13 protein-coding genes are annotated in these 12879 nt (G+C 65.0%); 11 read left to right on the forward strand and 2 right to left on the reverse strand.

What is annotated here, in order from left to right; translation table 11 throughout:
* Positions 1-65: 65 nt before the first annotated feature.
* The gene (locus A3AG_RS0130690; RefSeq protein WP_018009096.1) at positions 66-893 is read right to left on the reverse strand and encodes an AraC family transcriptional regulator; all 828 of its coding nucleotides are present in this window, start codon (positions 891-893) and stop codon (positions 66-68) included.
* Positions 894-1323: 430 nt separating this feature from the next.
* Between A3AG_RS0130690 and A3AG_RS0130695 the strand changes: the two genes are divergently transcribed.
* Genes A3AG_RS0130695 through A3AG_RS0130720 form a run of 6 tightly spaced genes read left to right on the forward strand, consistent with a single transcriptional unit; the run spans position 1324 to position 6269 of the window.
* The gene (locus A3AG_RS0130695; protein WP_018009097.1) at positions 1324-2103 is read left to right on the forward strand and encodes an ABC transporter ATP-binding protein; all 780 of its coding nucleotides are present in this window, start codon (positions 1324-1326) and stop codon (positions 2101-2103) included.
* A gap of 2 nt (positions 2104-2105) precedes the next feature.
* Positions 2106-2810, forward strand: a complete 705-nt coding sequence (locus A3AG_RS0130700; RefSeq protein ID WP_020384490.1) for an ABC transporter ATP-binding protein — start codon at positions 2106-2108, stop codon at positions 2808-2810.
* Positions 2811-2831: 21 nt separating this feature from the next.
* Complete coding sequence (locus A3AG_RS0130705; RefSeq protein ID WP_018009099.1) at positions 2832-3719, forward strand: branched-chain amino acid ABC transporter permease; 888 nt, start codon at positions 2832-2834, stop codon at positions 3717-3719.
* Between the two features lie 14 nt (positions 3720-3733).
* Positions 3734-4762 (forward strand): branched-chain amino acid ABC transporter permease, encoded by a 1029-nt coding sequence (locus A3AG_RS0130710; protein WP_018009100.1) that lies wholly within the window; start codon positions 3734-3736, stop codon positions 4760-4762.
* 56 nt (positions 4763-4818) lie between these two features.
* Positions 4819-6039 (forward strand): ABC transporter substrate-binding protein, encoded by a 1221-nt coding sequence (locus A3AG_RS0130715; RefSeq protein ID WP_018009101.1) that lies wholly within the window; start codon positions 4819-4821, stop codon positions 6037-6039.
* A complete protein-coding gene (locus A3AG_RS0130720; RefSeq protein ID WP_018009102.1) occupies positions 6036-6269 on the forward strand; it encodes a hypothetical protein in 234 nt (77 codons plus the stop codon). The genes A3AG_RS0130715 and A3AG_RS0130720 overlap by 4 nt, the downstream gene beginning before the upstream one ends.
* A gap of 62 nt (positions 6270-6331) precedes the next feature.
* Here A3AG_RS0130720 and A3AG_RS0130725 read toward each other — a convergent pair whose 3' ends face one another.
* Positions 6332-7210 (reverse strand): LysR family transcriptional regulator, encoded by an 879-nt coding sequence (locus A3AG_RS0130725; RefSeq protein ID WP_018009103.1) that lies wholly within the window; start codon positions 7208-7210, stop codon positions 6332-6334.
* A 161-nt stretch (positions 7211-7371) separates the two neighbouring features.
* On the opposite strand from A3AG_RS0130725, the gene A3AG_RS0130730 reads away from it, so the two are divergent.
* From A3AG_RS0130730 to A3AG_RS0130750, 5 genes are read left to right on the forward strand one after another with little or no spacing between them, the layout of a single operon-like run.
* Positions 7372-8493 (forward strand): glycoside hydrolase family 88 protein, encoded by a 1122-nt coding sequence (locus tag A3AG_RS0130730; protein WP_018009104.1) that lies wholly within the window; start codon positions 7372-7374, stop codon positions 8491-8493.
* Positions 8494-8520: 27 nt separating this feature from the next.
* Entirely contained in the window at positions 8521-8961 is a 441-nt protein-coding gene (locus A3AG_RS0130735) for a MaoC family dehydratase (RefSeq protein WP_018009105.1), read from the forward strand.
* 37 nt (positions 8962-8998) lie between these two features.
* On the forward strand, positions 8999-10567 hold the full coding sequence (locus A3AG_RS0130740) for an acyl CoA:acetate/3-ketoacid CoA transferase (protein ID WP_018009106.1): 1569 nt from the start codon (positions 8999-9001) through the stop codon (positions 10565-10567).
* 26 nt (positions 10568-10593) lie between these two features.
* Complete coding sequence (locus tag A3AG_RS0130745; protein ID WP_018009107.1) at positions 10594-11724, forward strand: iron-containing alcohol dehydrogenase; 1131 nt, start codon at positions 10594-10596, stop codon at positions 11722-11724.
* An 11-nt stretch (positions 11725-11735) separates the two neighbouring features.
* Positions 11736-12878, forward strand: coding sequence for an acyl-CoA dehydrogenase family protein (locus A3AG_RS0130750; RefSeq protein WP_018009108.1), 1143 nt, complete (start codon positions 11736-11738; stop codon positions 12876-12878).
* The last annotated feature ends 1 nt before the right edge of the window (position 12879 follow it).

The raw sequence follows: 12879 nt of genomic DNA on the forward strand, positions 1-12879 counted from the left end.
TGCAAGGGTGACGGCTCGAGAATACCTACGCCTTTCGCGGTCGTATTGAACGATCGTGGGTGCTTTCAGTCTCGCCGGACGGCACGAGCGACCCGCAGCCAGCGCCCGGGAGTCAATCCGAAAGTCCTGGAGAAATGCCGGGTCATGTGGCTCTGGTCGGCGAAGCCCGCCGCCGCAGCCGCGTCAGCCAGGGACCTCCCTGCGAGCAGCATGTGACGTACCGCATCGAGGCGGCGCATCGTCAGGTAGCGATATGGGCTGGTGCCATAGAACATGCGGAAATCGTTGGACAGGCTCCAGCGATCGCGGCCGGTCGCCGCTTCGAGCTCGTCGAGCGTGACCACACGCGTGCAATTCGCATGCAGAAACTCGCGTGCGCGCCGCGCCGCAAGGAAGTCACCCCTGGAATGTCGCGCGGGCGAACCGGCGACGGCGGCAAGCGCCCTGGCCAGATCGGTCAGCGCATCGCTCTGTTCGAGCGGCTCGAGCGGCAAGCTGACATGCTGCAGCAAGGTCGCGGTTGCCGCCGCAAGGCGCGGATCGGTCGTCACGCCGCCCTCGAGGAACGGCAGCGCGCGTCCGCCGAGTACATTCTGGATGAGCACGGGCTCGACGTAGATCATCCGGTACCGGAATCCTTCGTCGGTGCCCGCCTGACCATCGTGCGGCTCATCCGGATGAAGCACGATGGTGTTGCCTGGCAGGCTGTTTCGCAGGTTGCGCCGGTAGCTAAAACTCTGAACGCCGGCGAGTGTGCGGCCAATGGCATAGGTGTCGTGGCGGTGCATGGCATACGCCTTGCCATGGAACCACGCTTCAATACGCTCGAGGCCTGCGGTCGGCCTTGCGTGCCGCACCCAGTCGGGGCATGTGATGGGGGCTTGTTGCTTCATGTGTATCTGCCCGTAGCGTTGAATCTCTGTCGCAAGAATTCTCAGTTGGCGTACGCAGCATATGTCTGCCCAGGATTTTCGCACGGAACGGCATATTCCAACGGGCTCGTAGAAATCAGGAGTCTGTTGAGTAAGCCGGTCCAGGAAGAACCTGCAACTGTGCTTGGCGTTGGGCCGCACCCGGACATGAAGCGTCGTTCGCCTTCAACGACGCATGGACGTTCGTGCGTCCGCTTCGCTCAAGCAACAGACCCTTGATCGCAATCGCTTCTGTGGTCTCTGTCGCCTCTGTGGCACTTCGACACGCCTTCGTGCCGCGCCTCCGACATATATACAAAAAAAGTGTCAATGACTAACCAATAATATATTGGACGTGATCTAACTGCGGCCATATTCTCCAGCAGACCCAACCACGGGCGTGGAATTGACCATGGCAAGCAATCTCATTCTTGAAACCGTCGGACTGAGGAAGGAGTTCAAGGGATTCGTCGCCGTAAACGACGTCAGTCTCAAGGTCAGGCGCGGGCACATCCACGCGCTGATTGGTCCGAACGGTGCAGGCAAGACCACCTGCTTCAACCTCCTTACCAAGTTCCTGGATCCCACGCGCGGCACCATACGGTTCAACGGTGCCGAGATCACCGGCGAGAAGCCGGCGCAGGTCGCACGCAGGGGCGTGGTGCGCTCCTTCCAGATCTCGGCGGTGTTTCCGCACCTGACCGTGCTCGAGAACGTACGTATCCCGCTGCAGCGCAGGCTCGGGATTTCCTTCCAGTTCTGGCGCTCGCCGAAAGTCCTCGCATCGCTCGATGACCGGGCCATGGCATTGCTCGCCGACGTCGGACTGGAGGACTTCGCCGACATGACGACCGCCGAGATGCCGTACGGCCGCAAGCGCGCGCTGGAAATCGCCACCACGCTGGCCCTCGACCCCGAGCTGATGCTGCTCGACGAGCCCACGCAGGGCATGGGCCACGAAGACGTTGACCGCGTCATGCAGCTCATCAAGAAGGTCTCGGCCAACCGCAGCATCCTGATGGTGGAGCACAACATGAAAGTGGTGTCCGGCATCTGCGACGCCATCACGGTGCTGGCGCGCGGCAGCGTGCTGGCCGAGGGCACATACGCGGAAGTCTCCGCCAACCCGCAGGTCATCGAGGCCTATATGGGCAGCGCTGATGCCGCGCTCGCTGCGCCGGGAGGGCATTGATCATGGCGACGGAATACCTGCGGGTCACCGACCTCCATGCCTTCTACGGCGAATCGCACATCCTGCACGGCATCGACTTGCTGGTGAACGAGGGAGAGTGCGTGACCCTGCTCGGCCGCAACGGTGCAGGCCGTACCACCACCCTGCGCGCCATCATGGGCCTGACGGGGCGTCGCGCCGGCTCGGTCATGATCGACGGCCGCGAGGCAATCGGCATGCCGGCCCATCGCATCGCGCGTCTCGGCGTCGGCTTTTGCCCGGAGGAGCGGGCGATTTATTCCAGCCTCTCGTGCGAGGAGAACCTCCTGCTGCCGCCGCAGGTGGGTGGCGGCGGGATGAGCCTCGACGAGATCTACGCGATGTTCCCCAACCTCCACGAGCGGCGGCATAGCCAGGGCACACGGCTCTCGGGCGGCGAGCAACAGATGCTGGCGATGGCGCGCATCCTGCGCACTGGGGCGCGGTTGCTGCTGCTGGACGAAATCTCCGAGGGACTGGCGCCGGTGATCGTGCAGAAGCTCGCCGAGGTCATCCGCGACCTCAAGGCGAAGGGCTACACGATCGTGCTGGTGGAGCAGAACTTCCGGTTCGCCGCGCCGCTGGCCGACCGCATGTACGTGGTGGAGCACGGCCAAATCGCCGCGCAGATCCACCAGCACGAGATTCACGAGAAGCAGCACCTGCTCCAGGAACTCCTGGGTGTCTGAGACCGCTGCGGAGGAGACAACATGACAACGATTCTGGGAGTCCCGCTACAGGCGCTGTTGGGGCAACTCGTACTCGGGCTGGTAAACGGCTCGTTCTACGCGATTCTCAGCCTCGGACTTGCCGTGATCTTCGGCATGCTCAACATCATCAACTTTGCCCACGGCGCGATGTTCATGGTGGGCGCATTCGTCGCCTGGGCGGGCCTGGAGTATCTCGGCGTCAGCTACTGGTGGTCGCTGCTGGCGGCGCCGGTGCTGGTAGGGCTGATGGGTATCGCCATCGAGCGCGGCCTGCTGCGCTGGCTGTACAAGCTCGACCACCTGTACGGGCTGCTGCTGACCTTCGGGCTGGCGCTCATTATCGAAGGCCTGTTCCGCTTCCAGTTCGGCGTCTCGGGGCAGCCCTATTCGATTCCCGACGAGGTCGCCGGCGCCTTCAACCTCGGCTTCATGATCCTGCCGAAATACCGCGCGTGGGTCATCGGCGGCTCGCTCGCAGTGTGCCTGCTGACCTGGTTCACGATCGAGAAGACCCGCCTCGGCGCCTACCTGCGCGCCGCCACCGAGAACCCAAGCATTACCCAAGCCTTCGGCATCAACGTGCCGGTGATGGTGATGATGACCTATGCCTTCGGCGTGGGCCTGGCCGGGCTGGCCGGCGTGCTGGCAGCACCGACGGGGCAATTAAGTCCGCTGATGGGGTCGAACCTGATCATCGTGGTGTTCGCGGTGGTGGTGATCGGCGGCATGGGTTCCATCCTTGGCGCGATCGTCGCCGGCCTGGGACTGGGCGTGATCGAAGGACTGACCAAGGTGTTTTATCCGGAGGCGTCGGCCACGGTGGTTTTCGTGATCATGGTCATCGTACTGATGGTTCGGCCGGCAGGCCTGTTTGGCAAGGAAACGTGAGGTCGAATATGAAAATGAGGAATCTTGGCTACGGCGTCCTGCTGCTGGGTGCGCTGGCGGCCCCGGCCGCGCTCTATCCGGTGATGCTGATGAAGGTGCTGTGCTTCGCCTTGTTCGCCTGTGCCTTCAACCTGCTGCTCGGCTATACCGGCCTGCTCTCGTTCGGCCATGCGGCGTTCCTGGGCACGGCGGCCTATATATCGGGCTATGGCATGAAGACCTGGGGGCTCACCCCGGAACTCGGCCTGCTGCTCGGCACGGCCGTCTCGGCTGCCGCGGGCTTTGTCGTCGGGGCGCTCGCTATTCGCCGACAGGGCATCTACTTCGCGATGATCACGCTTGCCTTGGCACAGATGTTGTATTTCCTGTTCCTGCAGGCGCCGTTCACCGGCGGCGAGGATGGCATGCAGGCCATTCCGCGAGGCAGGCTGTTCGGCCTGATCGACCTGGCGTCGGACCTGCGCATGTACTACTTCGTGCTGGCGATCTTCCTGTTCACCTTCTGGCTGATCCACCGCATCATCCATTCGCCTTTCGGCCAGATCCTGAAGGCGATCCGCGAGAACGAGGCGCGCACCACATCGCTGGGCTATGACGTCGCGCGCTACAAGCTGCTGGCCTTCGTCCTCTCGGCGGGCCTGGCCGGCCTTGCCGGGGCCACCAAGACCCTGGTCTTTCAGTTTGCCACGCTGACCGACGCGCACTGGCACACCTCCGGCGAAGTCGTGCTGATGACGCTGTTGGGCGGCCTTGGCACTGCCTTCGGCCCGGTGGTGGGCGCTGGCATCGTGGTTGCCATCCAGAGCGCCTTGGCGGACAAGGTCGGTTCCATGATCACCGTGATCATGGGGAGCATCTTCGTCGTGTGCGTGCTGGCGTTCCGCCGCGGCATCGTCGGCGAGTTGAACGCGTTGTGCCAGAACATCGTGGGCAAGCGCCGCGGCCGGCCCGCACCGCGCCACGCTGCCGTGCCGGCACCAAGTCATGACGAAGCCCCCGCCGGAGCAGGCATACATGCCCGGCGCGTGGAAGGAAAGGCATGAAATCGAGCCCTGAACGGAACACCCCATAAATATCCCCACAGTAGAGGAGACACAGGATGAACAATCGCATCAAGCTACTTTCGCTCGCCGCGCTGCTGGCGGCCTCGACGGCGCAGGCCGAGATCACGGACGGCGTGGTCCGGATCGGCGTGCTCAACGATCAGAGCGGCGTTTATGCCGGGCTGGCCGGTCCCGGTTCGGTCTGGGCCGCGAAGAAGGCGGTCCAGGACTTTGCACCTGAAACGCATGGTCTGAAGGTGGAGATCGTGGCCGCCGACCACCAGAATAAGCCGGACGTCGGGGCAAGCATCGCCCGCCGCTGGTTCGACGTGGACAAGGTGGACGCTATCGTCGACGTGCCGACCTCGTCGGTCGTCCTTGCGGTCAACCAGGTGGCCAAGGAGAAAAACAAGGTGATGATTGTCACCGGCGGCGGCACCTCCGACCTCACCGGCAAGGCCTGCACGCCCAATGCCATCCACTGGGCCTACGACACGTGGGCACTGGCGAACGGGACTGGCAAGGCGGTTGTCAAGTCGGGGGGCAAGAGTTGGTTCTTCGTGACTGCTGACTACGCCTTCGGCCACTCGCTCGAACGCGACACCGAGGCCGTTGTCGTCAAGAACGGCGGCAAGGTCCTCGGCAAGGTCCGGCATCCTTTCCCAGGCAACGATTTCTCCTCCTACCTGCTTCAGGCTCAGGCCTCGAAGGCGCAGGTCGTGGGCCTGGCCAACGCCGGGGGCGACACCATCGGCGCGGTCAAGCAGGCCGCCGAGTTCGGCGTGAACGCCGGCGGTCAGAAGCTGGCAGGCCTGCTCGTCTTCAGCAGCGACGTCCAGGCGCTCGGCCTCAAGGCTGCACAGGGCCTGTTGCTGAGCGAGACCTGGTATTGGGATATGACCGACGAGAACCGCAAGTTTGGCAAGGAATTCGCCGCTGCCAACAACGGCAAGTTCCCGACCATGGCGCAGGCCGGTACGTACTCGGCTGTGATCCACTACCTGAAGGCAGTGGCGGCGATGAAGGCGGATGGCGACGGCGGCACCGTGGTAGCGAAGATGAAGGCGATGCCCACCGACGACAAGCTGTTCGGCAAGGGCAGCATTCGTGAAGACGGCCGGAAGATCCACCCGCTCTATCTGTTCGAGGTGAAGAAGCCGTCGGAATCGAAGTATGCGGGCGACTTCTACAAGCTCATCGCCTCCATTCCCGCCAACGAGGCGTTCCGGCCGATGGAAGAAGGTAGCTGCCCGCTGGTCGGGAAGAAGACGTCATGAAGATCACCTGTCGCGAGATGACGCCCGAGGCGAGCGGCAGCTTCCTGGAGGCCATCGACCTCGGCATCGAAGGGCTGGGCGACACCCTCACCGAGCGCCATGGCCGAGACCGCCCTGTTATCAGAACTTCCCCGCACGCCTGTTGCGGGCCGCCCTGGCCGACGGCAACTCGCTGGCGTTTGACCGCCACCTACGGCGGCCGCCTATCGCCGGCATCCCGGCGCGACTGAACGTCCGCGCGCCATGCTTCGGGTCTCGCCAACATTACAGCCGGCGAGGCCCGGGGGAACCTTCACAGGATGCTTTTCGCCGTCTCGATGAAAGCCGTCATCAGCGGCGTCGGGGTGCGCTGGCTATAGCCGAGCATGATCTCGACTGTTGGTTGCCGGCCTTTGATCGGCTTGTAGGCGACGTGGGCGAACTTCATCTGCCGGACCGATGCCGGCACAAAGCCAATGCCCGCACCGGAACTGACCAACCCGACCAGCGTGTAGACCTGCCCCACTTCAGACACGACCTTCGGCACGAAACCCGCCGACGCGCACATGCGCATGTTCATGGCGTGGAAGTCCGGCGCCGCCTCGGGCATGTACATGATGAAGGGCTCCTGCGCGCAATCCTTCAGCGAGATTGACTCCGCGTTCGCGAATGGGTGCCTTGCCGGCACAGCCAGCACGAACGGCTCTTCAAGGATGGTCTCCCACGTCACGCCCTCGAGGTCGGGCACGGGCCGCATGAAGGAGATATCCGCGTCACCCCGGCGCAGCGCTTCTGCCTGTTCGACGACCGGAAACCAGCGCAGCAGGATTTCCACGGAGGGAAAACGCTCCCGGTAGGCGCGCAGGATGGGCGGCAGCAGCGTATAGGACGCGTGCTCGAAGAAGCCCACCGTCAGCCGGCCCGTCTCACCGCGATGCGCGCGCTGCGCCTGGACGACCGCACTCTCGGTAGCGCGCAGTATCTGCCGCGCCTGCTCCAGGAAAATGCGACCCGCGTCGGTCAGCTCCACGTGCCGACGCGAGCGGTTCAGCAGTGACACATCCATCTCCTCCTCGAGTTGGCGGATCTGCAGGCTCAGCGGCGGCTGGGCGATGTGCAGGCGCTCGGCCGCCCTAGTGAAGTTGAGTTCCTCGGCGACGGCGATGAAATACCGCAGATGGCGAAGGTCCATCGCTATATCCTGAAAGTATAAAAGAGCGATAAATTATATATTGGACACTAGTTTGCGCAATCCCTACGATTCCATGCATACCCCGCTCCGCGCGCCATCCCTGCCGGTCCGCAGCTGGCACCGGAGACCGGGCAAGCCAATGTACGCATGGAGACAAAGATATGGATTCCAGACTGATCGATGATGCGCTGGATCGCATCCTGCAACGCATCGATGCAACGATCGCGCAGGACGAGGCGGGCTTTCCGCATTATGGCGATCCGGCCGACGGCACCTGGACACGCTCCCCGGCCGGCGACTGGACCGGCGGCTTCTGGGTCGGGATGCTGTGGCTGGCTGCCTTGCGCACTGGCGAGCAGAAGTACCGCGACAGCGCCCGCATGTGGTCCGCACGGCTGGCGCCGCGGGTGGCGTCGAAGTCGGTGTTCAAAGGATTCCTCTTCTGGTACGGCGCGCAACTCGGCGGCTCGCTGCTGGCCGATCCGCAGGCCGCGGGGCTCGCCCTCGACGGCACGCGTGGCCTCGCGGAAATGTACAGCGAAGCGGCCCGCCTGATCCCGCTCGGCACCGAGGCCGAGGAGGCCTCCAGCGTGGGGACGAGCGAAGTCAACATCGATGCGATTCCGGGCACCGTGGCGCTGCTGCTGCGGCACGACGACGCACTCGGTACGGGCGAGATCGGCCGCCAGCACCTGCGCCAACACATTGCCCTGTGCGTGCGGGAGGATGGCTCGGTTTGCCAGTCCGCCACATTCAACGCCGCCGATGGCTCGCTCGTGAAGCGCTACACGCACAAGGGCTTCCATGACAGCAGCACGTGGGCCCGCGCCCAGGCATGGGGCATGCTCGGCCTCGCGCAGGCGCTGTCGTGCGGCGAGCAGGCGTTCAAATCCGACGCGATCCGCGTGGCCGATTGGTGGGTCGCGCACCTGCCCGCCGACCGCGTGGCCTTCTGGGATTTCGACGATCCCGCCATCCCGCACACTAACCGCGACACCTCGGCCACCGCCATCGCCGCCGCCAGCCTGCTCAAACTTGCCGCGCTTGTGCCGGAGCGCGCGGCGGTCTACCGCCAGGCTGCCGTCGACAGCATCGAGCAAGTCGTGACCCGCTTCCTGACCCCAATCGGTCCAGGCGATGAACGGCAGCCTGGCATCCTCACCGGCGGCTGCTTCAACAAGCGCAATAACGTCGCCATAGACAACGAACTGGTTTGGGGCGACTACTTTCTCCTCGAATCCCTGCTCATCCTCGCGATCAGGATCGACGCCACCCAGGTCTGAACCCCAACCCACTTCCGGAGAACCCACATGTCCGACATCAAGATCCCGCACGAAGGCAACGTATCCACCCTTATTGGCACGCACACCAGCTACACCCGCACCCTCGGCGAGTACGACATCTATGCCTTCGCCGGCATCAGCGGTGACAACCACCCCAACCACATGGATGACGAATACTGCAAGCGCATGGGCTTCGGCGGCCGCATCGCGCAGGGCGCCATGATGGTCGGTTTCATCGCCGGCGCCGTGACCAAGTATCTCGACATGATCAAGCGCCCGGCGGTCTCCTACGGCTACGACAACGTGCGCTTCACCAAGCCCGTTCGCATCGGAGACACCCTCACCGTGAACTACCGCATTGCCCGCGCCGACGACGAGAAGAAGCGCCTGTGGGCTGAGGCAACGCTAATCAATCAGCGGGGAGAGACGGTCTGCGTCGGTACCCACATCATCCATTTCCAGGCCTGAGCCCGGGCTGCGAGCGGCGAGAAAGGTGAGAGATCGCATGAGCAAGATCTGTACTGCGGCGCAGGCCGTTTCAGATATCCGGGCCGGCCAGAGCGTGGGCAGCGTGGGCGTGATCGGCTGGCTGACGCCGGACGCGTTGTTCCAGGCGCTGGCGCAACGCTTCCATGAGACTGGGTCGCCTCGTAACCTGACCTTCTTTTTCCCGGTCAGTGTCGGCGACGGCATGGACATCCGCGGCATGGATCACGTGGCCGTCGAAGGGCTGATGAAGCGGATCGTATCGGGCAACTTTACCAATGCGGTGAATCCGGCCACCGGCAAGCGCCCGGAGTTCATGCGCCTGATCCGCGAGAATCGGGTGGAAGCCTACTGCTGGCCGATCGGCGCCACCATGCACTGGCTGCGCGAAGTCGCCCGGCGCAGCCCAGGCTACCTGACCCGCATCGGCCTCGGCTCCTACATCGACCCGCGCCAGCAGGGCGGCAAGTACACGGCGCGCGCCACCGACGACCTGGTGCGGGTGCAGGAGCTGGACGGCAAGGAATACCTGTTCTATCCGAGCTGGCCGCTCGACGTGGGGTTCCTGCGTGCCACCAGTGCCGACGAGGACGGCAACCTGAGCTTCGAGGACGAGCCGATCACGTCGTGCGCGCTGGCCATGGCGCTGGCGGTAAAGGCGTCAGGCGGCACCGTGATCGCACAGGTGCGCAAGCTGGTGCCGCGCCATGCCCGGCCGGCGCACGCGGTGCGGATTCCCGGCGTGCTGGTGGATCGCGTCGTGGTGGAACCCGACGCCATGATGACCACCGACATCCGGTACGACGATGCCTATCTGGGCGGCCAGCTGTTCGACGGCCGCGCCTCGGACCGCCTGCCGCCCGGCGCCGACAAGGTGATCGCCCGGCGGGCGGCCCAGGAGGTCAGCCCCGGCGAGGTCAGCATCTTTGGCTTCGGTGCTTCGTCCGACGTGCCCACGGTGATGATGGAAGACGGCCTGTTCGCCGACGGCGGCCTGCGTCGCTACAGCTTTACCACCGAGCACGGCCCCTTCGGCGGCGTCGTGATGAGCGGCTGGCAATTCTCCGCCAACAAGTATCCCGACGCCTTGATCGATGGCCCCTCGCAGTTCGACTTCATCGACGGCGGCAACTGCCCGATGGCGGCGCTGGCCTTTGCCCAGTTCGACCGGGACGGGAACATCAACGTCAGCCGCTTCGGTGCGGCCAATCCAGGGCCGGGCGGCTTCATCGACATCGCCTACAACGCGCGCAAGCTGCTGTTCACCGGCACCTTTACCACCGGTGGCCTCGTCGCCGACACCACCGACGGCTTCCTGTCGATCGGGCGTGAGGGGAGCGTGCGCAAGTTCGTCGAGCGCGTGGACGAGATCACCTATCCACTGGGGCGCAACGTGGCCGAGCGCGGCCAGGAGGCCAGGGTCATCACCGAGCGCGCAGTCTTCTCGGTGGCGCCAGACGGACTAGTGCTGGAGGAGGTTGCGCCCGGCATCGACGTCAGGTCCCAGGTACTGGACCTGATGGCCTTCCCGCCGGTGCGCGTGGCGGAGCCGCTTCCGCGCATGGACCCGACGCTATTCCGCGCCTGACGCATCGACCTATCTACGAGGAAACCATGGCTGTCATCAACTACCTGACTACCGTCCACATCGACTTCGGCGCCATCCGGATGCTAGGGGCCGAGCTGCAGCGCCTGGGCATCCAGCGACCGCTGATCGTCACCGATCGCGGCATCCGCGCCGCCGGTATCGCCGACAAGGTGCTCGACGCCCTGGGCCCGGATTGCACCCCTACCGTCTTCGAGGACACCCCATCCAACCCGACGGAAGCCGCCGTGTCCGCCGCGACCGGCCTTTACCTCGGCAACGGCTGCGACGGCATCGTGGCCGTGGGCGGCGGATCGCCCATCGACCTGGGCAAGGCCACCGCGCTGCTGGCGACCCACCCGGCACCGCTGCAGACCTACGCGGCGGTGGAGGGCGGCGCGAGCCGGATCACTAGCCGGGTCGCCCCGCTGGTGGCCATCCCGACAACTGCGGGTACCGGCAGCGAAGTGGGCCGGGGCGCGGTCATCGTCATGGAGTCCGGCCGCAAGCTCGGCCTGCTTAGTCCGTTCCTGCTGCCGAAGCTCGCCATCTGCGACCCCGAACTGACGCTGGGACTGCCCCCGGCCCTGACCGCCGCAACCGGCATGGACGCCATCGCCCACTGCATCGAGACCTTCCTGGCGCCGGCCATCAACCCGCCCGCCGAAGCGATCGCCCTGGACGGCCTGCGCCGCGGCATAGCCAATATCGGCAAGGCGACCGCCGACGGCTGCGACCGCGACGCGCGCTGGAACATGATGATGGCCGCCATGGAAGGTGCGCTGGCCTTCCAGAAGGGGCTGGGCGCGGTGCATGCCCTGTCGCACCCGCTGGGCGCGGTGCCCGGCGTCTCGTTGCACCACGGCACGCTGAATGCCGTGCTGCTGCCGGCCGTGCTGCGCTTCAACAAGCCGGCGACCCAAGCCAAGCAGGCCGCACTTGCCCAGGCCATGGGCCTGCCCACCGGCGGGGACCCGGCTCATGCCATCAGCGAACTCAACGCCAGTCTCGGCTTGCCGGCTGGTCTCGGCGCCATGGGCGTGCCGCGTGACGTGTTGGAGGACATCGCGGTCGCCGCCACGAAGGACCACTGCCACGCCACCAATCCCCGCACTGCCACGGTCGACGACTACCTGGCGATGCTGCACGAATCGTATTGAGGAGAAAGACGATGTCATACATCGCAGAACACCACGAGATCATCCGGCAGGCGGTGCGCCGCTTCGCCGAGGAAGAGATCGCACCGGTCGCCCACCGGTTGTGGGAGGAGGAGAGTTTTCCCTACGAGATCTGGCGCCGGGCCGGCGAACTGGGCTATATCGGGCTGCCGTACCCCGAAGCCTGGGGAGGTAGCGGCGGCGACTGGCTTGGCTTTGCCATTGCGCTGGAAGAGATCGCCCGCGTCGATTGCGCCGTGGCGGTGGCCATCATGGCCAACTCCACGGCGGCCAGCCTGCTCAACAACTACGGCACCGATGGCCAGAAGGCGCGCTTCCTGCGGCCGATCCTGGCGGGCACGCAGGTCGGCTGCATCGGCCTGACAGAGCCGAACGCCGGCTCCGACGCCGCCAATATCCAGACCCGCGCCGTGCTGAAGGATGGCCGCTGGGTCATCAATGGCGCCAAGACCTTCATCAGCAACTCGGGTTCCGAGATCACAGGCCCGATCGTCATTGCGGCGGTGACGGGAATCCGGCCCGACGGCCGCAAGGACATTTCGAACTTCATCGTACCGAACGGTACGCCCGGCTTCAGCCATGGCAAGAAGCTGCACAAGATCGGCTGGCGCGGATCGACCACATTCGAGCTGTTCTTCGAGGACTGCGCCATTTCTGCCGAGCACCTGCTCGGCGAGCTCGGGGCCGGCCTCCGGCAGACCCTGTCACAGGTGAGCACCGGCCGCATCCTGATCGGAACGCTGGGCCTGGGCATCCTGCAGGGCTCGCTGGAACGCTCCGGGCGCTACATGAGCGAGCGTACAGCGTTCGGCAAGACGCTCGACCAGTTCCAGTCGCTGCAGTTCAAGCTGGCCGACATGGCGACCCACGCGCACGCTGCCCGCCTGATGCTCTACGACGCCGCGGCGGCCAAGGACGAGGGCCGGCCCTACGATCGGCAGGCCTCGATGGCAAAGCTCTTCGCAACCGAGAAGGCCATGGAGGCTGCCCACCAGGCCGTGCAGATCCACGGCGGCAACGGGATCATGACGGAGTACGCGGTATCGCGCGCCTTCGGGGATGCCAAAGTGCTCGAGATCGTTGAGGGAACCTCGGAAATCCAGCGGATGATCATCTCCCGCGACGTCATGCACTGAC

It is taken from the genome of Cupriavidus neocaledonicus, assembly GCF_000372525.1.
GTDB classification, from domain to species: domain Bacteria; phylum Pseudomonadota; class Gammaproteobacteria; order Burkholderiales; family Burkholderiaceae; genus Cupriavidus; species Cupriavidus neocaledonicus.